The organism is Brevibacterium sp. Z349TD_9, assembly GCF_056173565.1.
This window is the reverse complement of sequence record NZ_CM149680.1, coordinates 569,155-593,141: the sequence shown is the minus strand read 5'-3', so window position 1 is coordinate 593,141 and position 23,987 is coordinate 569,155. Positions and strand designations below refer to the sequence as shown.

Below are 23,987 nucleotides of genomic sequence, written 5' to 3'. Positions count from 1 at the left end.
TCAGCATCCTTTGTCGACGGGGGTGGTGTTGACGGGAATCGGGTACTCGCCGGAGAAGCAGGCGGTGCACAGCTGGTCGCGCTTCTGCCGTGTCGCCTCGATCATCCCGTCGAGGGAGATGTAGCCGAGCGAATCGGCGCCGAGCGAGGTGCAGATCTCCTCGACGCCCAGACCGTTGGCGATGAGCTCGGCACGGGTGGCGAAGTCGATGCCGTAGTAGCAGGGCCATTTGACCGGCGGGGAGGAGATGCGGATGTGGATCTCCTTGGCCCCGGCCTCCCGGAGCATGCGCACAAGCGCCCGCTGCGTGTTGCCGCGCACGATCGAGTCGTCGACGACAACGAGGCGCTTGCCCTCGATGTTCTCGCGGATCGGGTTGAGTTTGAGGCGGATGCCGAGTTCGCGCAGCGTCTGCGAAGGCTGGATGAACGTCCGTCCGACGTACGCGTTCTTCATCAGCCCCTGTCCGAACGGGATCCCGGACTCCTCGGCGTAGCCGACGGCGGCGGGAGTGCCCGACTCGGGGGTGGCGATGACGAGGTCGGCGTCGACCGGGTACTCCCGGGCGAGCCTGCGTCCCATCTCCGTGCGCGCGCCGTGGACGATCTGCCCGTCGAGGACGCTGTCGGGACGAGCGAGGTAGACGTACTCGAAGACGCAGCGGGCCTGCTTCTCCTCGGCGAAGCGGAACGAGCGCAGTCCGTCCTCGTCTATGGCGATGAGTTCACCGGGTTCGACGTCGCGCACGTGCGAGGCGCCGACGATGTCGAGGGCCGCGGTCTCCGAGGCGACGACCCACCCAGTGGAGAGGCGGCCGAGCGAGAGCGGTCGCACGCCCTGCGGGTCGCGGGCGGCGTAGAGCGTGTTCTCGTCCATGAAGACGAGCGAGAACGCGCCTTCGACCTGCGGCAGGAGTTTGAGCGCGGCGTCGGTGAGGTCCTCGCCCTGCTCGGTCGCGAAGAGCTCGGTGACGAGTGAGGTGTCGTTGGACGAGTCGCGGAAGGCCCGGGTGCGGGTGCGCTTCTTCGTCGCCTCGGCGACGACACGGTGCGCGTGGTCGCTGCGGGAGTCGGCGAGGGCCTCGAGCTCGTCGAAGTTCGTGAGGTTGCCGTTGTGGGCGAGCGCCACCGTGCCGAACGGGGTCGGTCCGAGCGTCGGCTGGGCGTTCTCGAACGACGGCGATCCCGTCGTCGAGTACCGGGTGTGCCCGACGGCGATGTGTCCCTGGAGGAGTTCGAGATCGCGCTCCTGGAACACCTGGGAGACGAGTCCCATGTCCCGGTAGATGAGGATCTGGCTGCCGTTCGAGGCGGCGATGCCCGCGGACTCCTGCCCGCGGTGCTGGAGGGCGTAGAGCCCGAAGTACGAAAGTTTGGCGACTTCCTCGCCCGGAGCCCAGACTCCGAACACTCCACAGGCGTCCTGTGGGCCGCGGTCCAGGGGGTCGATTTCGTGGGTCAGCTGCCCGTCTCCTCTTGCCACGTGAAGAATTGTCTCACACTGCCGGAGGGCCGCCGACCGCCGCCTCAGGCGCCGGAACCCGGCCGTTCGGAGCGTCCCAGGTCACCCCGGTCGCCGGTGTCGTCGGCAGGAGTCCCGGGGGCCGCCTCGGCGGGGGAATCCGGGGACTCACCGCCCGCCTCGGGGCCGGGTTCGGTCCCGGGATCGGGGACCGGCTCACCGCGCATCTCCGCGAGACGCCGGGCGGCGACGGCCTTGGGATCGTCGACCATGTCGATCTGCGCCTCAACCCGGAATTCGCGGGCCCTGCGCCGGCCGCGCCAGTCGAGGAGGAGCGCGACGAGGCCGCCGAGGAAGAGGCCGATGATGCCGAGGAAGACGACGAGGAGGCCCGCGCCCTTGGCCACGGTCGTCTCCGCGGGGATCTCACTGGGATCGACGACGAGCGTGAGCAGTCCGGCGACGAGGACGCCGAGGATCGCGCCCACGGCCATGAACGCGGCGTACTTGGGGCTGCGACGCACCGAGACGTCGATCTGGTCCTTCATGATCTCCTTGCGCGGGGGATGGCGTCGGCCGGGCCGACGAAGTCGCACACAGTCTAGTCCAGCGGCCCTGCCCCGATTCCCAGGCAATCCCATAGACTGAGGAGACGATACGCGAAGGCTCTCACAAGGGGTGGACATGTCAGAAACGATCATCGTCGGAATCGACGGCTCCGCCAACAGCCGCTGTGCGCTCAACTGGGCCATCGACCACGCCCAGCTCACCGGCGCGCAGATCCGCCTCATCGCCGCGTACACGGTCCCCGGAGTGAACATGAGCCGGGCCGACATCGTCTACCCGGCCGACTTCGACACCACCGTCAAGGACTCGACGAAGCAGCTCGCCGAGGCGGCCGCCGCCGTCGTCACCGAAGCCGGAGTCCCCGTGTCGACCCTCGTCTCCTCCGGAGACGCCTCCGGCGTCCTCATCGACGCATCGACGAACGCCGACCTCGCCGTCGTCGGCGCCCGCGGCCACGGCGGGTTCTCCGGTCGCCTGCTCGGCTCGGTGGCGCTCGCGATGCCCGCGCACGCGCACTGCCCGACCGTCGTCATCCCGACCACATGGCCCGAGCGCCCGCCGCACGATGAGCACAACCCCATCGAACCGCCCGTGCGCACCTCGCAGGAGGGTCCGACGGTCGACGCCTCGAAGGGCCCGGGCGCTCATCCCGAGTTCACGGGGCAGATCGTCGCCGGCCTCGACCCCTTCGACACCGACAGCCCGGTGCTGCGCGCCGGCGCCGAGCAGGCCCGCATCTACGGCAAGCCCCTCCACCTCGTCGGCGTCACCGCCGCCCACATCCTCTCCCCCGAGTGGCTGCCGAGCGAAGAGCACCTGACGAAGCTCTACGACGAGGCCGCAGCCGGGTTCGAACTCGCCTCCGCGACCCTGCGCGACGAGTTCCCCGACCTCGACGTCCGCTGGACGATCTGCGACGCCCCGGCCACGGAGGTCCTCGTCGCGGCGACCCAGACGGCCGACCAGATGGTCATCGGCTCGCGCGGGCGCAGCGGCTTCGCCGCGACACTCCTCGGGTCGACCTCGCAGGGTGTCCTCGCGCATGCGCTCTGCCCCGTCCGCGTCGTCCGCGTCCCCCGTCGGAAGAAGGCCGCCAAGAGCTGAGGCACAGCCGAAGGCTGACCCGCTCGTCGTCCGCTCATCGTCCGCTCAGCCGAGAGCGATGAGGCCGATGCCGGCGACGACGACGATCGCACCGATGAGCTTCGCGGCCACACCCCGCTCACCGAAGAACCACCACGCGAGCAGGGTGCCGACGATGATCGACGTCTCGCGCACCGGTGCGACGAGGGAGACCGGGGCGCGCTGCATCGCATAGAGGACGAGCAGGTAGGCGACCGGGGAGAGGACCGCGACCGTGATGAGCGCCCACCTGTGCTCGGTGACGATCGACCGGAGGTCCGCCCGCCTGCTCGCCCCACCGGGAAGCGTGACGATGCCCGCGCCCATGACCAGCGCCACGCATACCTCGGAGACGGCGAAGTAGAGCAGCGGGGAGCCGGTGATGTGGTTGACGGCGAAGTCGTCCCAGAGAGTGTAGGCGGCGATGAACGCCCCGATGAGACCGCCCCACGCGAGGCCCCGGACGACGCCGGCGGACCCCGCCCGCCCGGTGATCCCGCGCGGCTGACCGGTGGTCCGGCGCGGCTGGAGCGTGACGACGGCGATGCCGGCGAGGACGATGAGGGCCCCGGTGATCTCGAACCCGCTCGGCCTCTCCCCGAGGAAGGCGACGGCGACGATGATCGTGAGCACCGGCCCGAACCCCCGGGCGCTGGGGTAGACGACCCCGAGCGGTGCGTGGTCGTAGCCGGACTGCAGGGAGATCGAGTACCCGATGTGGAGAACAGCGGAGACGAGCGCTGCGATGATGAGCGCCCAGTCCAGCGGCTGCGCACCGGTGGCGACGAGCCAGATCGCGATCGGGGCGAGCAGGATCGCGGAGAGCCCGTGGTAGGCGAGGACGAACGCATAGCCCTTGCCGGCGACGGTCTTCGCCGCGAGGTTCCACACGGCGTGGGCGACCGCGGCGACGAGCACCAGGGTGAGGACCGCCGGAGTCACAGTCTGATGACGACCGTCTTCGTCTGCGTGTACTCGTCGAGGGCCTCGATCGACTTCTCGCGGCCGTACCCTGACTTCTTGAACCCGCCGAAGGGCAGTTCGACTCCCCCGCCGGCCCCGTAGGTGTTGACGAAGACCTGCCCGGCCTCCACCTCGGCGGCGATCCGGTGGGCACGGGAGAGCTCCCGGGTCCACAGGGCGGAGACGAGACCGTACTCGGTGCCGTTGGCCAGGTCCACGGCCTCCTCGTCGTCGGCGAAGGTCATCGCGACGACGACGGGGCCGAACACCTCCTGCTGGGCGATCGTCGACCCCGGGGTGACGCCGTCGACGAGGGTCGGGGCGATGAAGGCACCCCCGCCGAGGTCGTCGGCCAGTCCCTGCGGACGGGACCCACCGGTGACGATGCGGGCGTCGCCGATGTCGGTGAGGAAGCCCTCGACCCGGGCCTGCTGCCCCACCGAGATGAGCGGGCCGAGCATCGGGTCGTCGAGTCCGTGGCCGATCGTCACCTGCTCCATGGCCGCAGCGAGCTTCTCGATGACCTCGGCATGGACCTCGCGGGCGACGATGAGGCGGGCTCCGGCCGAACACGTCTGTCCGGCGTTCTGGATGATCGAGCGCACGAGCGAGGGGATCGCCGCATCGATATCGGCGTCGGCGAAGACGATGTTCGCCGACTTCCCGCCGAGTTCGAGGATCGTCGGCACGACCCTCTCGGCCGCGGCGTGGGCGATCTGCGCACCGACCTCCGTGGAGCCGACGAAGCCGAGGTGGGCGACGCCGTGATGCGCGGCCAGAGCCGCCCCCGCCTCGGCGCCGAGACCGGTGACGACGTTGAAGGCCCCTGCGGGGAACCCGACGGAGTGGAGGAGCTCGGCGAGGCGAACGGTCGACCGGGGCGTCTCATCGGCGGGTTTGGCGACCGCGCAGTTGCCAGTGGCCAGCGAAGTGGCCGCAGCCCGGCCGATGAGCTGGAGCGGGTAGTTCCACGCGACGATGTGCCCGGTCACCCCGTAGGGTTCGCGGCGCGTGTAGACGTGCATGTCCTCGGCCAGCGGGATCGTCGTGCCGTAGTACGCCTCGATGGTGTGCCCGTAGAACTCGAAGTAGCGGGCGCACACATCGACGTCGGCGTAGGCCTGGGTGAGCGGTTTGCCCGTGTCCTCGGATTCGATGCGCGCGAGTTCGTCGCGGTGGGTGCGGATCGCCTCGGCGGTGGTGACGAGGAGACGGGAGCGCTGCTCGGGGCTCGAGCGCTTCCACTCCCGCTGTGCCTTCGCCGCCGCCTTGACCGCCCGGTCGACCTCGTCCGCACCGCCCCGGGAGACGTCGCCGAGGTGGTCGCCGGTGGCAGGGTCGATGTTCGCGTATGTCGTCAGCGAGGGCACGTGTCGGCCGCCGATGAACGAGGTCGTCTTGGTGATCTGGGCGCTCATCGCGGTCCTTCGAGCTCGGCTGAGGTGAAGAGCGGAACGAAGTCGGAGAGGTCGGCGCGGGTGCCCGAGGCGTCGACGGTGCCGGCGGCGAGCGCCTCGGCGAAGTCAGTGCGTCCGGTGACGAGGTCGAGCCACACCTCGGCGGAGGTCTCGACGACATTGGGCGGGGTGCCGCGGGTGTGCCGGGGGCCGGGGATGCACTGGGTGACGCCGAAGGGCGGGACCCGGACCTCGACGCTGTTGCCCTCGGCGCGGGAGGCGAGCTCCTCGAGGGTGTAGCGCACCGCGGTCGCCAGTGTCGCCCGATCGCCCGGGGCTGCGTCGGCGTCTGCGTGGGCCACCCACATCTCGAGTGCGCGCCTGCCCTCGTCGGGGTCTATCCGTCGTCGAATCGCCATCTCAGCTCCCTCCTCCTGCTGCATCTTCGCTCACGCGCACGGTGCCGACGACCGCTGTCCGCCCCTCGGAATCCGTGCCTCCCGTGACGGGCTCGGTGATGAGACGGGCGACCTCGGCGAGTTCGTCGTCGCCGACCTCCGGCAGGGCACCCGCCCGCCGAAGCAGGGTGAGGGCGACGAGGCCGGTGGCTCGCGACGAGCCGTCGAGGCATTTGAGCGCAACGGCGTGACCGTCCCGGGTGGCCATGACGATGACGCCTTCGGCACCGCCCTTCGCGAAGACGCCGAGGCGCTCGATGACCGTCGTGTTCGGTCGCCCGTGCCCTTCGATCGCCCACGGCTGCGCGAACACCGCCTCGATGAGGGTGCGGGCGTGGTCGGCGAAGTCGGCGAGCCCGGGTGCCACGGATCCGGGTGTCGCAGATCCGGGCACAGCTGAACCGAGGCCGACGACGCGGCCGATCGCCCGGGCGAGACCGGTGAGACTGAGCGCGAACACGGGAGCCCCGCACCCGTCGGTGCCGACCGCGGGCGGCGTTTCCTCGGCGAAGGCGGCGACCACCTCGGCGACCCGGACCTGGACGGGATGGGCGGGATCGAGGTAGCTCGCGGTGTCCGCACCGACGGCGTGGGCGGCACGGAGGAAGGCTGCGTGTTTGCCGGAGCAGTTGAAGTGCACGGGCGAGATCGGGTCTCCCGCCTCGGCGAGGCTGCGCCGGTAGGCCCCGTCGGCGGGGTGGACGGAGGGGCACCGGAGGTCGTCGGCGCTCAGTCCCGCGGACTCAAGCATCGCGGTCACGGTCTCGACGTGCCCGGCCTCTGAGCGGTGGGAGGCGGTGGCGAGCGCCGCCGCGGTCCCGGTGAGGTCGGCGCCGAGCGACATCGCGGCGAGCGCCTGAAGCGGTTTGAGGCTCGAGCGGGTGAAGATCGGGGCAGTGGGCGACCCGAGGCTGAGCGCCGGGGACCCGTCAGGGTCGAGGACGACGGCGGAACCGAGGTGACGGGACTCGACGAATCCGCTGCGCTCGACGACGGCGAGCTCGACCGCCTCGGCGGGGGTGAAGGTGGAGAGGCTCACGCACTCAAGCGTACGACCTTATAGGCTGGTCGTGTGAAGGTTCTCGTCATCGGGTCGGGCTCCCGCGAACATGCCCTCGTCCTTGCTCTCAGCCGCGACCCCCAGGTCGACGCCGTCATCGCCGCCCCCGGGAATCCGGGGATCGCGGCGATCGCCCACACCGAGGCGCTCGACGCCTCCGACGCGCAGGCGGTGACCGCGCTCGCCGAACGCCTCGACGTCGACCTCGTCGTCGTCGGACCCGAGGCCCCGCTCGTCGCCGGGGTCGCCGACGCCCTGCGTGAGGCCTCGTTCCCGGTCTTCGGTCCGAGCGCCGAGGCCGCACACCTCGAAGGCTCGAAGGCGTTTGCCAAGGAGATCATGGAGGCGGCGGGGGTGCCGACCGCGCGCACCGTCGTCGCCTACACCACAGACGAGGCGGCCGCTGCGATCGACGACTTCGGCGCCCCGTACGTCGTCAAGGCCGACGGGCTCGCCGCGGGCAAGGGCGTCGTCGTCACCACCGACCGGCAGGCAGCCCTCGACCACGCGCACTCGTGCCTCGAGGTCTCCGACCGGGTCGTCATCGAGGACTACCTCGACGGACCCGAGGTCTCCCTCTTCGTCCTCTGCGACGGGTCCCGGACCGTGCCGCTCGCCCCCGCCCAGGACTTCAAGCGCATCGGCGACGGCGACTCGGGACCGAACACCGGCGGCATGGGCGCCTACTCGCCGCTGCCGTGGGCACCTGCGGGCATGGTCGAGGGCATCGTCAGCACCGTCGCCCAGCCCGTCGTCGACGAGATGGCCCGCCGCGGCACCCCGTTCACCGGTCTCCTCTACTGCGGGCTGGCCCTGACCTCGAAGGGCCTGCGCGTCGTCGAATTCAACGTCCGCTTCGGCGACCCCGAGACCCAGTCCGTCCTCGCCCGCCTGCGCACCCCGCTCGGGCAGCCGCTGCTCGCCGCCGCCGAGGGCCGCCTCGACGAGGTCGGCGAGCTCGACTGGGATCCGCGCACCGCGGTCACCGTCGTCATGGCCGCCGAAGGCTACCCGGAGAGCCCTCGCACGGGCGATGTCATCGCCGGACTCGAGGCCGCCGACGCCCGCGAGGACGTCTCCGTCCTCCACGCCGGCACCCGCACGTCCGAGGACGGCGCCGGCGACGTCCTCACCGCCGGGGGACGCGTCCTCTCGGTCGTCGCCCTCGGCGCCGACCTCGACGAGGCACGGGCCCGAGCGTACGCCGCCGTCGACGAGATCTCCTGGGACGGCGAGCAGCACCGCACGGACATCGCCGAGGCGGCCGCGGCCGGGACGATCGAAGTCGCCGACATCTATGCCGCCCCCGAGGCAGGAGCGGAGGCAGGCCCTGCCGGTTCGAGTGACACCGCTCCCACCGCAGCGCCCGGCTCTGATGCCCCGGTGCTCCCGGGCTGGACTCACGTGTACTCGGGCAAGGTCCGTGACCTCTACATCCCCGAGGACGCAGCAGACATCGCCTCGGCCGAGCGCCTGCTCATGGTCGCCTCGGACCGGATCTCCGCCTACGACTGGGTCCTCGACACCGAGATCCCCGACAAGGGCCGGGTGCTCACCGGGCTGAGCCTGTGGTGGTTCGATCAGCTGTCCGACATCATCGGCAACCACGTCATCAGCACCGACGTCCCCGCGGCCGTGCGCGGGCGCGGGCTCATCGTCCAGAACCTCACGATGATCCCCGTCGAGTGCGTCGCCCGCGGCTACCTCACCGGCTCCGGCCTGAGCGACTACCGGGAGACGGGTGCCGTGTGCGGCGTCGAGCTGCCCGCGGGTCTCACCGAGGCCGACAGGCTCGAGCCGCCGATCTTCACCCCGGCGACGAAGGCCGCACTGGGCGACCACGACGAGAACGTGTCCTTCGAGCAGGTCGCCGAGACCATCGGCGCCGACCAGGCCAAGCGGATCCGCGACCTCACCCTGAACATCTACTCCCGCGCCGAGGAGATCGCCCGGGAGCGCGGCATCGTGCTCGCCGACACGAAGTTCGAGTTCGGGACGCTGCCCGACGGGACGATCGTCCTCGCCGACGAGGTCCTCACTCCCGACTCCTCCCGCTTCTGGGACGCCGAGTCCTACGCGCCCGGCACCGTGCAGGCGAGCTTCGACAAGCAGTTCGTCCGCGACTGGCTGACGACCGAGTCCGGGTGGGACAGGTCCTCGGACACTCCCCCGCCGGCCCTGCCCGCCGAGGTGGTCGAGAAGACCCGCGCCCGCTACATCGAGGCGTTCGAGACGCTCACCGGCGAGTCCTTCCCCGCGTAATCCCGCGCCTCCAACACGAGTTGAGGACGCTGAGTGTCGGTTTCCGACTGAGGAATCGACACTCAGCGTCATCTGCTCGTCGGTGGGCGCCTCACCTCGTCACCACCTCGGCGGACCACTGTTTCAGCAGGTCATTCGCGCTTTCGGCAAGCGTTCTCCCGTCACTTCCGGTCTCATACGACGGATCTAGTGGAACTCATGAGCGAAATCCGTTACTGTGATCCGAAACAGTGACCCGCGCCACACCGCATCACCGGCGCAGGTCCACACGCACAAGGCGGGAACCGATATGCATGCACCACTGGAACGGCGAACAGCACGAGGGACGGGGAGCACCGTTCACCCTGACGAACCCCGCCACGGCAGCGACGACCGGTACGTATCGGCTCGCCACCGCTGACGGCGTCGACGAGGCCGTCGCTGCCGCGAAGGCGGCGTACCCGGCGTTCAAGGCGCTCACTCCGGGCGAGCGCGCCGACCTCCTCCTCGGCCTCGCCGACGAGCTCGAGGCGCGCAGCGAGGAGATCGCGGCCCTCGAGTCGGCGCAGACGGGCAAGACGATCCGTCTGGCCACCGAGTTCGACGTCCCCGGGTCGATCGACAACGCCCGGTTCTTCGCCGGCGCCGCCCGGCAGCTCACCGGCCTGTCGGCAGGCACGTACTGGGAGAAGTCGACGTCGATGATCCGTCGGGAGCCCCTCGGGGTGGTCGGTTCGATCGCCCCGTGGAACTACCCGCTGCAGATGGCGGCGTGGAAGATCCTCCCTGCCGTGGCCGCGGGCAACACGATCGTCCTCAAGACCTCGGAGATGACACCGGGGACCTCCCTCATCCTCGCCGAGGCGGCCACCGCAGCCGGATTCCCACCCGGAGTCATCAACGTCATCGCCGGTGACGGCCGGGACGCCGGCGAAGCGCTCGTCACCCATCCCGACGTCGTCATGACCTCATTCACCGGATCGACTCCCGTGGGCCGGCGGATCATGGATCTCGCCGCACGCAAGGGGGCCCGCGTCCACCTCGAACTCGGCGGCAAGGCCCCGCTCGTCGTCTTCGCCGACGCCGATATCGAAGCCGCAGCCCGCGGCGCCGTGGCCGGCTCGCTCATCAACTCCGGACAGGACTGCACCGCGGCGACCCGCGCGATCGTCGCCGCCGAACACTTCGAGGCCTTCACCGACCGTGTCGCCGAGCTCATGGCAGGCGTGCGCCTCGGCGACCCGGCCGAACCGGCCACCGACATGGGCTCGCTCATCTCGCTCACCCACCGCGACCGCGTCGCCGCGATGGTCGAGCGCGCCCGGGAGGCCGGGGCGACGATCCGCACCGGCGGGCAGATCCCCACCCGGGACCACCTCGGCGGGGATCTTCCCGGAGACCCCGAGTCGACGGCCTACTACGCTCCGACGCTCATCACCGGCATCGACACCGACGCCGAGGTGTGGCGGGACGAGATCTTCGGACCCGTCCTCGTCGCGGTCCCCTTCGACACCGACGACGAGGCGATCGCGCTCGCCAACGACACCCCGTACGGGCTCGCGGCGAGCGCCTGGACCCGGTCGACGAACCGGGCGCTGCGGGCCGCGGCGGACATCGAGGCCGGGTGCGTGTGGATCAACGAGCACATCCCGATCGTCTCCGACATGCCGCACGGCGGGTACAAGGCGTCCGGCTTCGGCAAGGACATGAGCCAGTACTCGTTCGACGAGTACACCCAGATCAAGCACGTCTTCATCGACCAGCATGAGGACCCGCACCACGCGTGGCAGGACACGATCTTCACGACGTGATGGACCGTCCCGGTCACCTCCGGGACACGATCGGATCACGGCTCCAGACAGCGACTGCCGCCGGGAGCGAACCCAGACCCAGAATGACAGCCAGTGCGCCCCTCTTGAGGAGACGCGCACCAGACGACAAGGAAGTCGGTGGACCCCAGTGACCCCTGACCCTTCAGCAGCACCCGCCGCTGCCACCCCCGCATACACACCTGCCGATCTCGACATCGTCGACGCCGTCGTCTTCGACGGCGGCGAGGTCATTCCTGCGACGTCCGTGAGCATCCGCGACGGCAGGATCGCCGCGCTCGGCGAGCTCGCGCCGGCGACCCCGGACACCCGCACCGTCGACGCCCGAGGCGGGCTGCTCACCCCCGGGTTCGTCGACGCCCACGTCCACACGACCTTCGGCGGCCTCGAATCGCTCGGCTGCGACCTCAGCGGGACCCACGGCGCGGACGAGGTGCGCGCGGTCGTCGCCGACCACCTCGCTGCGACTGCCGACCGCGGCGAGGCGAGCGCGAACTGGCTCGTCGGCGGCGGCTGGTCGATGGCCGACTTCGCAGGCGGCGTGCCGACCGCAGACCTCCTCGACGACCTCAGCGCCGACCGTCCGATCCTCCTGCTCAGCGCCGATCACCATTCGGCGTGGGTGAACAGTGCGGCGATGCGCCTGGCCGGTCTCGACGCGCGGACGCCGACCCCCGAGGGCGGGGTCATCGAGAAGGACACGGCCGGTGAGCCGATCGGCTGCCTCCACGAGTCCGCGATGGACCTCGTCTCCTCCCACCTCCCTCCCACCTCCGACGAGGACCTGCGCGCGGGACTGCTCGCCGGACAGTCCTACCTCGCCTCCTTCGGGGTCACCGCATGGATGGACGCGATCGTCGGCGACTACGGCGGGCACCGGTCGAACTTCGACAGCTATGTCCGAGCCGCAGAGTCCGGCGAGCTCACCGCCGAGGTCGTCGGGAGCCTGTGGTGGCCGCGCGACGTCGACGACGTCCCCGCCCAGGTCGCCGAGCTCACCACCCGCCGCCGCACGGACGGATCCTTCCGCACTACCTCGGTGAAATTCATGCTCGACGGCATCGTCGAATCCCGCACCGCGGCGATGAGCGAGGAGTACACGTGTGGCTGCGGAGGCTTCGGCACGAGCTACTTCACGAGAGAGCACCTCAACGAGGCGTTCGCCGCCCTCGACGCCGCCGGCTTCGACATCCACTGCCATGCGATCGGCGACGCCGCGGTGCGCGCGGCCCTCGACGCGTTCGCCGCCCTCGGCGCGGACCGCAGACCCGATGCCCGCCACCACATCGCCCACGTCCAGGTCGTCGACCCCGCCGACATCCCCCGCTTCGCCGACCTCGGGATCACCGCGAACCTCCAGGCCCTGTGGGCCAGCCGCGACGAACAGATGGTCGACCTCAACATCCCGTGCCTCGGCGAGCAGCGCACCGACTGGCAGTACCCGTTCCGCGGCTTCGCCGACTCCGGGACGCATCTGGCGATGGGCTCGGACTGGCCGGTGTCGACGCCGAACCCGTGGGACGCCATCCACGTCGCCGTCAACCGCTCGCACCCCGAGTCGAGCGACCCTGCTCCGCTTGTGCCTGCGCAGGCCATCGACGTCGCCACCGCGCTGCGCGCCTACACCGCCGGCTCCGCGCACCTGCTGCGCTCGGAGGCCAACGGCGGGATCCGCCTCGGCGAGAGAGCCAACCTCGCACTCGCCGACCGCAACCCCCTCGACCTCGACCCCGGCCGCATCTCCGAGACCCGGACTGCGCTGACGATCGCGGGCGGCATCGTCGTCCACGACACCACCTCTGAAGAAAGGCCATCATGACCGTCACGACTGAGGCCGCCACGGCCCACCCCGCCCCGGCCGGAACCGATCACCTCGAGATCCGCGGAGTGAAGAAGGTCTTCGGTGAGAACACCGCGATCGAGAGACTCGACCTCGGCGTCAGACAGGGCGAGTTCCTCTCCCTGCTCGGACCCTCGGGCTGCGGGAAGACGACGCTGCTGCGGATGATCGCCGGCTTCGAAGCGCCGACCGACGGGCAGATCCTGTTGGCCGGCCGCGACATCGTCTCCCTGCCCCCGCACAAGCGGCCGGTCAACACGGTGTTCCAGTCCTACCTGCTCTTCCCGCACATGAACATCGCCGACAACATCGCCTACGGCCTCAAGCAGTCGAAGACCCCGAAGGCCGAGATCGCCGACCGCGTCCGCGAAGTGCTCTCCCTCGTGCGGATGGAGGACTTCGCCGGCCGCAAACCCGAGCAGCTCTCCGGCGGCCAACAGCAGCGCATCGCCCTGGCCCGGGCACTCGTCAACCGGCCGCAGGTCCTCCTCCTCGACGAGCCGATGTCGGCCCTCGACCGGAAGCTGCGCGAGGAGATGCAGCTCGAGCTCAAACGCCTCCACGCGAAGCTCGACACGACGTTCGTCTTCGTCACCCACGACCAGGAGGAGGCGCTGGCGATGAGCGATCGCATCGTCGTCATGTACGACGGCGTCATCCAGCAGATCGGCTCCGGGGAGGAGATCTACGCGGACCCGGCCAACGGCTTCGTCGCCGGCTTCATCGGCAAGCAGAACTTCGTCCCCGCCGAGGTGATCGCCGCCGACGGCGACACCGTGCGGCTGCGGACGGCGAACACCGTGATGGAGACGGCCGTGACCGAGCTCCGCCCCGCCTCGGCGAGCACCGAGGCCCGCACCCTGACCGTGGGCGACCGGGTCCGTGCTGCCATCCGACCCGAACGGATGCGCGTGAGTCCGGCAGGCTCCCAGCCCCCGACCACGAACGGTGCCCGCGGCCGGGTGCTCTCGACGTCCTTCCTCGGCGATGTCGTCCAGTACATGGTCGTCGTCGGCGACAACGACGAGATCCTCGCCCGCGTGCCCGCCGCCGGTTCCCAGATCCTCGGTCCCGACGCCGAGGTGGACCTGAGCTGGGATGCCGACGCCGTCGCCGTCTACGGCACGGAAGGCGGTGAGTGAGGTGGCCGATGTGCACTTCCTCGCCCCACGGGCGGCGGCGAAGCGGCTGAGCCGGCGGGCCGTGCTCGCCGGGTTCGGCGTCGCCTCGCTCGGGGCGCTGAGCGCGTGCGGGAAGACGACGAAGATGGCGGCCTCTCCCCCGGTCGACGGCGAACTCGAGTCGAAGCTCAACCTCTACACGTGGGGTGACTACGACAACCCCGAGCTCATCGACGCGTTCAAGAAGAAGAACGACGTCCTCGTCCAGGTCGACAGCTACGGCTCGAACGAGGAGCTCGTCGCCAAGCTCTCGACCACGCGCGGGACCTCGGGCTATGACGTCGTCGTCCCCACCGGGTCGAACATCCCGCAGATGCTCAACCACAATCTTCTCCAGAAGCTCGACCTCGACCTCATCCCGAACTTCTCGAACATGGATCCGAACTTCACCGGTCAGTACTTCGACCCGAAGAACGAGTACACGATCTGCAAGGCCTGGGGCACCACCGGCTTCGTCTACGACACCTCGGCCATCGACCGGGAGCTCACCAGCTGGCAGGACTTCATCGACACCGCACAGAACGAGGCGGCGGGCACGACCTCGCTGCTCGAGGACCCGTGGGAGGTCACGGCGATCGCCCTGGCCACCCTCGGCTACAGCCTCAACACCGAGGACGAGAGGGAACTCGAGGAGGCCCGCGCCGTCGTCGTCGACCAGATCGCCCCGAACACGAAGGCCTACATCGGCAACGTCGCCACCGGGATGATCCAGGGCAGCTTCACGCTCCTCCAGGCGTTCAACGGCGACGCCCGGCAGGGCCTGTCGGAGGTGACGAACCCCGAGGACTGGAAGTTCGTCTTCCCGACCCCGACGGCAAACCTGTGGATGGACAACTGGGCGATCGCGACCGGGGCACCGCACCCGGACTCGGCGCACGCGTTCATCAACCAGATGATCTCGCCGGAGACCGCGGTCGCCCAGCTCGACTACATCGGCTACCCGATCGGGACGAAGGGCCTCGCCGAGCAGGCGAAGGCCGCCGATCTCAGCGAACAGGCACTGATCTTTCCCACGCAGGAGGTCCTCGACCGACTGGAGCCGAGCATTCAGACTCCGGCCGACCAGATCCGGACGACGATCCTCGCCGACGCCCAGGCAAGGAGCGGAGCATGAGCACACCCACCCAGCAGCCGACCACGGCAGCAGAGCGTCCCGACGAGAACGGCACCACCGCCTCGGCGCCGGCACCGCAGCGCAGGTCCGGCGGCCTGGCCACCCGGGTCTTCGGTGCGGCTGCGATGTCGTTCCCGACCTGGGCGTACGCGCTGTTCTTCTTCGTCATCCCCGTCGCCCTCGTCGTCTTCTACAGCTTCGGCTACAAACCCGACCAGTTCACGGCCGTGGCCACCGATCAGCTCTCCTTCGACCGCTACCCCGAAGCACTGTCTGCGAGCTTCATCGCGACGTTCTTCGCGACCCTGCGGATCTCACTGCTCGGCACGTTCCTCTGCCTCGTCATCGCCCTGCCGTTTGCGTACTGGCTAGCGATCAAGGTCGCCCCGGCGAGGCGCTCGCTCGCATTGGCGCTGGTCATGGTCCCGTTCTGGACGAACTTCCTCGTCCGCACCCTCGGCTGGCAGATCATGCTCTCCCCCGACGGGTTCCTCTCGCAGTGGATGCAGGGCATCGGGATCCTCGACGCCCCGCTCGACATCCTCTACACCCGTGCCGCGGTGCAGATCGGCGTCGTCTACAACTACCTGCCGCTGATGATCCTGCCGCTCTTCGTCGCCATCGACGCCTCCGGCAGCAGACTGCGGGAAGCCAGCTACGACCTCGGCGCGGGCAAGGTGACGACGTTCCTCCGGGTCACCCTGCCGATGGCGATGCCAGGCATCATCTCCGGCTGCCTGCTCGTCTTCATCCCGCTCAACGGCGACTACGTCACGGCCACCGTCCTCGGCGGGGCCAGCGGGTCGATGATCGGCCAGCTCATCGCCAACCAATTCAACGCCTCGCAGAACTGGGCGCTCGGGGCCGCCATGGCGCTCATCCTCATCGCAGCGACCCTCGCCGTCGTCGGCATCGGGTTCGCGCTGCTGTGGCTGGGCCAGAAGATCGCAGCGAAGCTGAACAGCGTTCCGCTCACCGACGGGAGGGCATGACATGTCGAAGAAGAACACCTTCGCCCGGAGGACGCCCACGGACATCGGACTCAACGTCTGGGGCATCCTCGTCTTCATCTACCTCTTCATCCCGATCGCCGTGATCATCGCCTACTCGTTCAACACCGGGCGGGTGCTCGCGGCCTTCCGCGGCTTCGGCCTCGACGCCTACATCACGGGGCTGAACAACGACATCATCATCTCCTCGGTCGTCACCAGCCTCCAGGCCGCCGTCGGTGCCGCGATCGTCTCGACGGTCTTCGGCACCCTCGGCGGAGTGGCGCTGGCCCGGGCGCCGAAGGGCGCGTGGTGGGCGCTCGGACTCACCGGCCTGCTCGCCCTCACCCTCGTCACCCCGGAGATCGTCGACGGCATCTCGTTCCTGCCGTGGTTCGTCACCCTCGGCGTCGACTGGGGCATCACCCCGATCAACAACGGCCTGGTGCGCCTCATCATCTCCCATGCGATGTTCTCGATGGCGATCGTCACCTTCATCGTCCGGGCCCGCCTGGCCGGCATCGACACCCAGCTCGAGGATGCCGCAGCCGACTTGGGCGCCACCCCGTGGCGGCGGTTCCGCGACATCACCCTGCCGATCGCAGCACCCGGCATCCTCGCCGGTGCGCTCATGTCGTTCACCGTCAGCCTCGACAACACGATCCTCTCGAGCTTCGTCCAGCAGCCCGGCTACACCCCGTGGCCGGTCTACATCTTCTCCGCCGTCCGCGTGGCCCTGCGCCCCGAGGTCGCGGCGATCTCAACGGTGATGTTCGTCCTCACCCTGGCAGCCCTGGCCTTCGTCGGCTTCGTGCTGCGCAGGGCCGGCAGCAACTCGACCGAGATCATCAAGACGATGGCAGGATGACGGTGGGGACCCCACTGACCCACCCAGCACCACCAGTGCCGCAAGGCAGAAAGCGAAGTGACATGGACGTCAAAGCCGCCCTGGCCGACGCCTCAACCGTTCCGTTCTGGCTCGACACCGATGAGCGCCCGGCACCCCTGCCGCCGCTGACCGGAGACACCGACGCCGACCTCGTCGTCGTCGGCGGCGGGTTCACCGGGCTGTGGACCGCGCTCCAGGCCAAGGAGCGCGACCCCGATCGGCGGGTCATCCTCCTCGAGGCCAACACCGTCGGGTGGGCGGCCTCGGGACGCAACGGCGGTTTCTGCGCCGCGAGCCTCACCCACGGCTACGACAACGGTGAGACCCACCTGCCGGCGGAGAACGATCGCCTCGCCGCGCTCGGCCGGGAGAACCTCGACGCGATCGAGGCCGCCGTGGCGAAGTACGGCATGGACTGCGAGTTCGAACGCACCGGCGAACTCGACGTCGCGACCGAAGACTACCAGGTCGCCGACCTCCGCGCAGGCCACGACCCCGATGCCGGATTCATCTTCTACTCGCAGCAGGAGCTCGCCGACATCGTCCGCTCCCCCACGTACAAAGGAGCGCTCTGGGACTCCCGCGAGGTCGCGATGCTCAACCCGGCGAAGCTGTGCTGGGAGCTGCTGCGCGTCATCCGGGAACTCGGCGTCGAGGTGTACGAGGGCACGAAGGTCACCGGGCTCCGCGATCGGAAGACGACGGTGACCGTGACCACCGAACCCGTCTCCGGTGACCGGACGAGCCTCGCCGGGCAGGCGTCGATCAGCGCCCACCGGGTGGCGCTCGCGACCAACGTCTTCCCCTCCCTACTCAAGCGCGCCCGTCTCCACACCGTGCCGGTCTACGACTATGCGCTCATGACGGAGCCGCTGAGCGATGAGCAGATGGCGGCGATCGGCTGGGAGGGGCGGCAGGGCATCGGCGACTGCGCGAATCGGTTCCACTACTACCGGCTCACCGCCGACAACCGGATCCTCTTCGGCGGGTGGGACGCCGTGTACCACTACGGCCGTCAGGTGTCGTGGAAGTACGACCAGAACCAGGCGACGTTCGAAACCCTCGCCCGGCACTTCTACGAGACGTTCCCGCAGCTCGAGGGGGTGCGTTTCACCCACAAGTGGGGCGGGGCGATCGACACGTGCTCGCGCTTCTTCGCGTTCTTCACCACCGCCTACGACCAGAAGGTGGCGATGGCGGCTGGCTTCACCGGCCTCGGCGTCGGCGCCTCGCGCTTCGCGGGCACCGTCATGCTCGATCTCCTCTCCGGGGAGGACACCGAGCTCACCCGGCTCGAGATGGTGCGGAAGCAGCCGCTGCCGTTCCCGCCCGAACCCGTTGCGTGGCTGGGGATCACGATGACGACCAAGGCGCTCATCAAGGCCGATGAGAACCAGGGACGCCGCGGCCCGCTGCTCAAGATCCTCGACGCCGTGGGCATGGGCTTCGACTCCTGAGGCCGACCACCTCCGCCCGCCCTGTCTCCCGGTGTCCGCACCGGGAGCCGGGGCGGCTATGTGCTCCCCGTGCTTGCTAGACTTGGGGCGAGCGCGGGAGGCGGCTCCCGACCACATTCTCAAAGGAGTCAAACACGCATGGCACGTGTCGTCGTTGAAGTGATGCCCAAGCCCGAGATCCTCGATCCGCAGGGCAAGGCGCTCGCCGGTGGCCTCACCCGACTCGGGTTCTCCGGCTTCGGAGAGGTCCGGCAGGGAAAGCGCTTCGAACTCGAGGTCGACGGCGAGGCCACCGATGAGGTTCTCGCGCAGGCTCGCGAAGCCGCTGAGACTCTGCTGTCGAACCCGGTCATCGAGAACGTCGTCGCCGTGCGCGTCGCCGAGGACGCCTGATGACAGCAACGACCGCTCCCGCCGCCGAGGCGGTTGCCGACTCCGGTGCGAGGATCGGCGTCGTCACGTTCCCCGGGACCCTGGACGACCGTGACGCCGCACGCGCCGTCACCCTGGCCGGCGCCTCGGCGGTCAATCTCTGGCACGCCGACACGAGCCTCGACGGGGTCGACGCGGTCATTCTGCCGGGCGGATTCTCCTACGGCGACTACCTGCGCGCCGGGGCGATCGCCCGGTTCGCCCCGATCATGGAGTCCGTCGTCAAAGCGGCTGAGTCGGGGATGCCCGTCCTCGGGATCTGCAACGGCTTCCAGGTGCTCTGCGAATCGCACCTGCTGCCGGGCGCCCTCATCCGCAACGACCACCAGCACTTCATCTGCCGCGATCAGGACCTCCTCGTCGAGAACGCGGACACTCCGTGGACAAGCGACTACGAGCAGGGTCAGACGATCCGGATCCCGCTGAAGAACGGTGAGGGCGGCTACGTCGCAACCCCGGAGGTCCTCGACGAGCTCGAAGCCACCGGTCGCGTCGTCTTCCGCTATCAGGGCGGCAACCCCAACGGATCGATGCGCGACATCGCCGGGATCACGAACGAGGCCGGGAACGTCGTCGGCCTCATGCCCCACCCTGAGCACGCCGTCGAGGCCGGTTTCGGCCCGGACGGCAGCGGTGTCGACGGCCAGGGGTTCTTCTCCTCCGCCGTGCGCACCCTCGTCTCGACCCGCTGAATCCGGAGATCGCTTCAGCCTGCCGAGCGCAGCGCTGATCTCTGCCGGCTGAGCACAGTGAACGGCCCTGGGGCTTCGACATCTCGTCGAGGCTCCGGGGCCGCTCTGCGTTCGCCGTCGGGCCGGGTGGGGTCACCGACCTGACGGGAGACCTGTCACTTCTCGAGCTGTCCGCGTCGGCGGGCGAAGAGGACTGCGCCTGCACCGGCGAGGATGAGGAGTGCACCTGCTCCGAGTCCGGTGAGTTCGGCACCCGTGCGGGGCATCGAACCGGAGTTGCCTCCGCCGCCTCCGCCGCCGTTGCCGTTGTCTCCTCCACCTCCGCCGCCAGAGGCGGTGACGACGAACTGTCCGGTGAGCGTCTCCTCACCGCACGTGGCCTCGACCTGGTACTTGCCGACGTAGGCTGAGGCATCGTTCGAGAGGCCGTAGGTCTGGACGGCTGCGCGTCCCACCTCGTTGGTCGGAGCAGTCCGATCGTAGAGGAGTTCTCCGGGCTCGAAGCCCCAGACCTGGAAGCGCACCTCACCGGCAGTGCAGTTGTTCATCGTCATGGTCACGCCTTTGTCGCGGTTGATGAAGTCGACGGCAGGCAGTCGCTCAGGATCGACCGAGAGGGTGAGGTCGATCGTGTCGCTGCCGTTCGGCGTCACCGTGAACGACCCTTCCTCATACTGGTCGCCACACGAGGCCATGACGAGGTATTCGCCGATGAAGCCGTAGCCGTCGTCGACCTCGGGCGGGGTGTAGTTGACTGCCGCAGCGGCGTCCTCACCGGCGACCTGGGTGGTCTCCCACACCGTGGTGTCGGGGTCGTACATGGTGCTGATGCGGAAGCTCACCTCGGAGTCGACGTTGCAGCCGGTCATCATCAGGTCCACGCCGCCCTTGAGGAAGTCGTTGAGCTGCTGTGATCCGGGGCTGATGTCGAGAGTCGACGTGTCTGCCGGAGGCTCAGTCTCCCCCTCGCCTTCGATGACGGTGGCGGATGCGGAGAGCGTCGCGCTCTCCTCACCCCGCTGCACGTCGACGGTGACCGTGACTGTGTCGCCGGGCGAGACGTCCTGGGTGGTGAAGAACGTCCCGGTGAAGGTGCCGTCCTCCTGGGCCGTCGCGTGGGTTCCGTCGCCGTCGCCCCAGGCGATGGTGTCACCGGCGAGGACTCCCTCGACGAAGAACCGGAGTCCCACGTCGGGGTTGGTGATGTCGCTGACGGTGACCTCGCCGGAATCGAGGAACAGCGCGGGATTGAGAGGTTCTGCCTCCGGGGATTCAGTGGGAGTGCCGTCGGTGTCGTCGGTGCCTTCGGTCTCGTCGGTGCCGTCGGTATCGGCTTCACCGGGGGTGGTGGGTCCGGTGGTGCCGTCGACACCGCCTTCTGCCTGTCCCTGCGTGTCGGCGGTGCCCGAGTCGGTGTCCGTTCCGTCGGCGGCGCCGGCGTCATCGGTGCCCTCCGAGGTGGACGTGCCGTCGGGCTCGTCGGTGGAGCCGTCGGCATCGGCAGCAGGGTCTGGGGATGGGTCCGTGGTGCTGCTCGCCTGTGCCACGATGTCCGGTGCCGTTGCAGCGGCAGGCATGGCACCCAGGGTGGTGACGGCGAGTGCGAGGGTGGTCGCGAGGATGAGCCGTTTCATGATCGTCCTTCCAACGGTGTCCGCTCGGCCGGCGGACCTGTTGCTGTGGGTGATCTGGACGGTACTCAGGTTGAGCACGACTGGGGAGTTTCGTTCATTGAATTCATGACGGATCTGTGATGCACATCACGGCCGACCGTTATCACATTGTCACCACATCTGTGGTCAAATCTGTGGACAAGATCGCCTGTCAGCTCCTGCCGCGCTCACCGTCGGCGCCGGCCGTGCGTCGATCGGTCCTGGTGAGACTGCCGCCTCGAGCCGCGTCGGGCACCGCGCTGGGCGATGCCGGTCGAGTGGGTCGGCGTCCGCCGAGGAGATGTCACGATGTTGCGATTGTGCGAAGTCGGCCGATCCATCGCCGAATATCGTTACCTGCGGACCGCCCGGGTTCTCCCGCCCCATAGGCAACCGAGCACTCCTTGCGCTGCGGCTGCGGCGACGCGTCGGCCCCGTCATCGACGGGACCGACGCTCGATGCTACTCCGGCTTCGATCGCTCGACCGCGGCGTCGGCGACTCCGGGGCTCTCGACCTCGTCGCCTTCTGTCGCTTCGGCCCGAGCCACCGTCGCGTCGGCCTCGTCCTCGGCGAGGGCCGCCGCATCGCCGCGGATGCCGGGCTCGGATTCCGCTTCGTCGAGGACCTCGGAGGTGAAGTGCTCCTCCGCGTCCTCACCGCGGAACTGGGTCATGTAGAGCCGGTGGTAGGCGCCGTCGGCGGCGAGCAGCTCCTCGTGAGTGCCCTGTTCGACGATCGCGCCGTTCTCCATGACGAGGATCGTGTCAGCATCGCGAATCGTCGAGAGGCGGTGAGCGATGACGAACGAGGTCCTGTCCGTGCGCAGCGCGGCCATCGCCTGCTGGACGAGGAGTTCGGTGCGCGTGTCGACCGACGAGGTGGCCTCATCGAGGATGAGCAGCGAGGGATCGGCGAGGAAGGCCCGTGCGATCGTGATGAGCTGACGCTCACCTGCTGACACGCTTCCCCCGTCGGAGTCGATGACCGTGTCATAGCCGTCGGGAAGCTGGCGGACGAAGCGGTCGACCATCGTCGCCTTCGCCGCCTCGACGACCTCCTCGTCCGTGGCATCGAGCCGCCCGTAGCGGATGTTGTCACGGATCGTTCCCTCGAACAGCCACGCATCCTGGAGGACCATGCCGACATGCGAGCGCAGATCGGCGCGGGTGAGGTCGCGGATGTCGACGCCGTCGAGGAAGATCGTCCCTCCGGTGAGTTCGTAGAACCGCATGACGAGGTTGACCAGGGTCGTCTTGCCGGCACCGGTGGGTCCGACGATCGCGATGGTGTGCCCGGGATCGGCGGTGAAGGAGACGTCCTCGATGAGCGGGCTGTCCTCGGCATAGCGGAAGCTCACGTGTGAGAAGTCGACCTGACCGGGAGTCCGCGGCGGCAGCTGCGCCCTCGCGTCGTCGGGTTCCTCCTCGTCGGCGTCGAGGAGCTCGAACGTCCGCTCCGCCGAGGCGACGCCGGACTGGAGCATGTTCGCCACCCCGGCCATCTCGGAGATGGGCTGCGAGAACTCCCGGGAGTACTGGATGAACGCCGTTGCGTCGCCGAGCGTCATCTGCCCCGAGGCCACGCGCAGACCGCCGGCGACGGCGATGAGGACGTAGCTGAGGTAGGAGACGAACTGCATCGAGGGCATGATCATCCCGGAGACGAACTGAGCACCCGACGAGGCACGGTAGAGCTCCTCGTTGCGGCGGTCGAACTCGTCGAGCATGACCTGGTCACGACCGAAGGCCCGGACGACGTCGAGTCCTGAGAAGGACTCCTCGACGTGGCCGTTGACCTCGCCGGTGTACTTCCACTGCGCTTTGAACCTCTTCTGCGCCTGGGTGCCGATGACCCCGGCGATGATCGCCGAGAGCGGAAGCGCGATGAGGGCGAGCAGCGCGAGCTGCCAGGACACGACGAACATCATCACGCCGATGCCGATGATCGTCAGCGCCGACTGGATGAGCTGGGAGAACGCCTGCTGCAGGGCCTGTTGGATGTTGTCGACGTCGTTCGTCACCCGCGACATCACGTCACCGCGCTGCCGCGTGTCGAAATACCGCAGCGGCAGACGGTTGATCTTGCGTTCGATGTCCTCACGCAGTCGGTAGATCACGCGCATGACGAGGGCGTTGAGGATGTAGCCCTGCGCCCACATGAGCATCGAGGCGACGAGGTACATGAGGAGGACGATGATGATGATCTGGCCGAGCGCGGTGAAGTCGATGCCCTGTCCCGGCACCACTCCGGCGGTGGCGAGCATGTCCGCGTAGTCGTCGCGGCCCTGCGCACGTGCGCCGGCGATGATGTCCTCGATGTTCGCTCCGGCGGGCAGCTGAGCGCCGATGACGCCGGAGTAGATGACGTCCATCGCCTTGCCGAGCACCTTGGGGGCGACGACGGTGAGGACGACCGAGCCGATGACAAGGAGGACGACCCTGACCAGGCCGGCCTTCTCACTGGCCATGAGCCCGAAGAGCCGTTTGACCGAGGGCCAGAAGTGCTTGGGCTTGCGGGCCGGGGTGCCCCCGAACATGTCTCCGTCGTCGCCGTGGGGAACGTAGTCGTCCTCGGCTTCGGCGGCCACGGCCGCACCGCTCGTCGCGGTGGGTTCGGCGTCGTGCGGGTCCTTCTTCGCCAT

At 69.1% G+C, this 23,987-nt stretch carries 19 protein-coding genes; 11 read left to right on the top strand and 8 right to left on the bottom strand.

Features of this window, described 5'->3' with window-relative positions; genetic code table 11:
* Both purF and AC0VYB_RS02535 read right to left on the bottom strand, forming a co-directional pair.
* Complete coding sequence (gene purF, locus AC0VYB_RS02540; protein ID WP_040341654.1) at positions 1-1,482, bottom strand: amidophosphoribosyltransferase; 1,482 nt, start codon at positions 1,480-1,482, stop codon at positions 1-3.
* 44 nt (positions 1,483-1,526) lie between these two features.
* The gene (locus AC0VYB_RS02535; protein WP_197932306.1) at positions 1,527-2,009 is read right to left on the bottom strand and encodes a hypothetical protein; all 483 of its coding nucleotides are present in this window, start codon (positions 2,007-2,009) and stop codon (positions 1,527-1,529) included.
* A 136-nt stretch (positions 2,010-2,145) separates the two neighbouring features.
* Here AC0VYB_RS02535 and AC0VYB_RS02530 point away from each other — a divergent pair, with 136 nt between their 5' ends.
* Complete coding sequence (locus tag AC0VYB_RS02530; RefSeq protein ID WP_101624198.1) at positions 2,146-3,132, top strand: universal stress protein; 987 nt, start codon at positions 2,146-2,148, stop codon at positions 3,130-3,132.
* Positions 3,133-3,177: 45 nt separating this feature from the next.
* Here AC0VYB_RS02530 and AC0VYB_RS02525 read toward each other — a convergent pair whose 3' ends face one another.
* From AC0VYB_RS02525 to AC0VYB_RS02510, 4 genes are read right to left on the bottom strand one after another with little or no spacing between them, the layout of a single operon-like run.
* Positions 3,178-4,092: an EamA family transporter gene (locus AC0VYB_RS02525; protein ID WP_095376172.1), complete on the bottom strand. Its 915-nt coding sequence runs from the start codon at positions 4,090-4,092 to the stop codon at positions 3,178-3,180.
* Positions 4,089-5,531: an aldehyde dehydrogenase family protein gene (locus tag AC0VYB_RS02520; RefSeq protein WP_101624199.1), complete on the bottom strand. Its 1,443-nt coding sequence runs from the start codon at positions 5,529-5,531 to the stop codon at positions 4,089-4,091. Before AC0VYB_RS02520 ends, AC0VYB_RS02525 begins: the two co-directional genes overlap by 4 nt.
* Entirely contained in the window at positions 5,528-5,929 is a 402-nt protein-coding gene (locus AC0VYB_RS02515; protein ID WP_009377610.1) for a sterol carrier family protein, read from the bottom strand. Before AC0VYB_RS02515 ends, AC0VYB_RS02520 begins: the two co-directional genes overlap by 4 nt.
* A 1-nt stretch (position 5,930) precedes the next feature.
* Complete coding sequence (locus tag AC0VYB_RS02510; RefSeq protein WP_101624200.1) at positions 5,931-7,007, bottom strand: asparaginase; 1,077 nt, start codon at positions 7,005-7,007, stop codon at positions 5,931-5,933.
* A gap of 33 nt (positions 7,008-7,040) precedes the next feature.
* Here AC0VYB_RS02510 and purD point away from each other — a divergent pair, with 33 nt between their 5' ends.
* From purD to purQ, 10 genes are all read left to right on the top strand, one after another.
* A complete protein-coding gene (gene purD / locus AC0VYB_RS02505) occupies positions 7,041-9,290 on the top strand; it encodes a phosphoribosylamine--glycine ligase (RefSeq protein ID WP_101624201.1) in 2,250 nt (749 codons plus the stop codon).
* Positions 9,291-9,583: 293 nt separating this feature from the next.
* Positions 9,584-11,080: an aminobutyraldehyde dehydrogenase gene (locus tag AC0VYB_RS02500; RefSeq protein WP_475385026.1), complete on the top strand. Its 1,497-nt coding sequence runs from the start codon at positions 9,584-9,586 to the stop codon at positions 11,078-11,080.
* Positions 11,081-11,228: 148 nt separating this feature from the next.
* A complete protein-coding gene (locus AC0VYB_RS02495) occupies positions 11,229-12,917 on the top strand; it encodes an amidohydrolase (protein WP_101624203.1) in 1,689 nt (562 codons plus the stop codon).
* Positions 12,914-14,080 carry an ABC transporter ATP-binding protein gene (locus AC0VYB_RS02490; protein ID WP_009377603.1) on the top strand — a complete coding sequence of 389 codons (1,167 nt, stop codon included), beginning with the start codon at positions 12,914-12,916 and terminating at the stop codon, positions 14,078-14,080. The genes AC0VYB_RS02495 and AC0VYB_RS02490 overlap by 4 nt, the downstream gene beginning before the upstream one ends.
* Complete coding sequence (locus AC0VYB_RS02485; protein WP_009377602.1) at positions 14,073-15,233, top strand: polyamine ABC transporter substrate-binding protein; 1,161 nt, start codon at positions 14,073-14,075, stop codon at positions 15,231-15,233. Before AC0VYB_RS02490 ends, AC0VYB_RS02485 begins: the two co-directional genes overlap by 8 nt.
* Positions 15,230-16,225 carry an ABC transporter permease gene (locus AC0VYB_RS02480; protein WP_063250302.1) on the top strand — a complete coding sequence of 332 codons (996 nt, stop codon included), beginning with the start codon at positions 15,230-15,232 and terminating at the stop codon, positions 16,223-16,225. Before AC0VYB_RS02485 ends, AC0VYB_RS02480 begins: the two co-directional genes overlap by 4 nt.
* A 1-nt stretch (position 16,226) precedes the next feature.
* Positions 16,227-17,090 carry an ABC transporter permease gene (locus AC0VYB_RS02475; protein ID WP_009377599.1) on the top strand — a complete coding sequence of 288 codons (864 nt, stop codon included), beginning with the start codon at positions 16,227-16,229 and terminating at the stop codon, positions 17,088-17,090.
* A gap of 62 nt (positions 17,091-17,152) precedes the next feature.
* Positions 17,153-18,568 carry an NAD(P)/FAD-dependent oxidoreductase gene (locus AC0VYB_RS02470; protein WP_475385025.1) on the top strand — a complete coding sequence of 472 codons (1,416 nt, stop codon included), beginning with the start codon at positions 17,153-17,155 and terminating at the stop codon, positions 18,566-18,568.
* Positions 18,569-18,706: 138 nt separating this feature from the next.
* Positions 18,707-18,961: a phosphoribosylformylglycinamidine synthase subunit PurS gene (purS, locus tag AC0VYB_RS02465; protein WP_009377587.1), complete on the top strand. Its 255-nt coding sequence runs from the start codon at positions 18,707-18,709 to the stop codon at positions 18,959-18,961.
* Positions 18,961-19,692 (top strand): phosphoribosylformylglycinamidine synthase subunit PurQ, encoded by a 732-nt coding sequence (gene purQ, locus AC0VYB_RS02460; protein WP_009377585.1) that lies wholly within the window; start codon positions 18,961-18,963, stop codon positions 19,690-19,692. The genes purS and purQ overlap by 1 nt, the downstream gene beginning before the upstream one ends.
* Before the next feature lie 155 nt (positions 19,693-19,847).
* On the opposite strand, the gene AC0VYB_RS02455 is transcribed toward purQ, so the two are convergent.
* A complete protein-coding gene (locus tag AC0VYB_RS02455) occupies positions 19,848-21,326 on the bottom strand; it encodes a hypothetical protein (protein ID WP_156491173.1) in 1,479 nt (492 codons plus the stop codon).
* 480 nt (positions 21,327-21,806) lie between these two features.
* Positions 21,807-23,987 (bottom strand): ABC transporter ATP-binding protein, encoded by a 2,181-nt coding sequence (locus tag AC0VYB_RS02450; RefSeq protein ID WP_475385024.1) that lies wholly within the window; start codon positions 23,985-23,987, stop codon positions 21,807-21,809.

Bases quoted from the DNA above. Each gene is read 5' to 3' on its own strand.
- AC0VYB_RS02535 (WP_197932306.1), bottom strand. From the start codon at position 2,009: ATGAAGGACCAGATCGACGTCTCGGTGCGTCGCAGCCCCAAGTACGCC.
- AC0VYB_RS02530 (WP_101624198.1), top strand. From the start codon at position 2,146: ATGTCAGAAACGATCATCGTCGGAATCGACGGCTCCGCCAACAGCCGC.
- AC0VYB_RS02520 (WP_101624199.1), bottom strand. From the start codon at position 5,531: ATGAGCGCCCAGATCACCAAGACGACCTCGTTCATCGGCGGCCGACAC.
- AC0VYB_RS02515 (WP_009377610.1), bottom strand. From the start codon at position 5,929: ATGGCGATTCGACGACGGATAGACCCCGACGAGGGCAGGCGCGCACTC.
- AC0VYB_RS02500 (WP_475385026.1), top strand. From the start codon at position 9,584: ATGCACCACTGGAACGGCGAACAGCACGAGGGACGGGGAGCACCGTTC.
- AC0VYB_RS02490 (WP_009377603.1), top strand. From the start codon at position 12,914: ATGACCGTCACGACTGAGGCCGCCACGGCCCACCCCGCCCCGGCCGGA.
- AC0VYB_RS02480 (WP_063250302.1), top strand. From the start codon at position 15,230: ATGAGCACACCCACCCAGCAGCCGACCACGGCAGCAGAGCGTCCCGAC.
- AC0VYB_RS02475 (WP_009377599.1), top strand. From the start codon at position 16,227: ATGTCGAAGAAGAACACCTTCGCCCGGAGGACGCCCACGGACATCGGA.
- AC0VYB_RS02470 (WP_475385025.1), top strand. From the start codon at position 17,153: ATGGACGTCAAAGCCGCCCTGGCCGACGCCTCAACCGTTCCGTTCTGG.
- purS (WP_009377587.1), top strand. From the start codon at position 18,707: ATGGCACGTGTCGTCGTTGAAGTGATGCCCAAGCCCGAGATCCTCGAT.
- purQ (WP_009377585.1), top strand. From the start codon at position 18,961: ATGACAGCAACGACCGCTCCCGCCGCCGAGGCGGTTGCCGACTCCGGT.
- AC0VYB_RS02455 (WP_156491173.1), bottom strand. From the start codon at position 21,326: ATGAAACGGCTCATCCTCGCGACCACCCTCGCACTCGCCGTCACCACC.
- AC0VYB_RS02450 (WP_475385024.1), bottom strand. From the start codon at position 23,987: ATGGCGAAGAAGGACCCGCACGACGCCGAACCCACCGCGACGAGCGGT.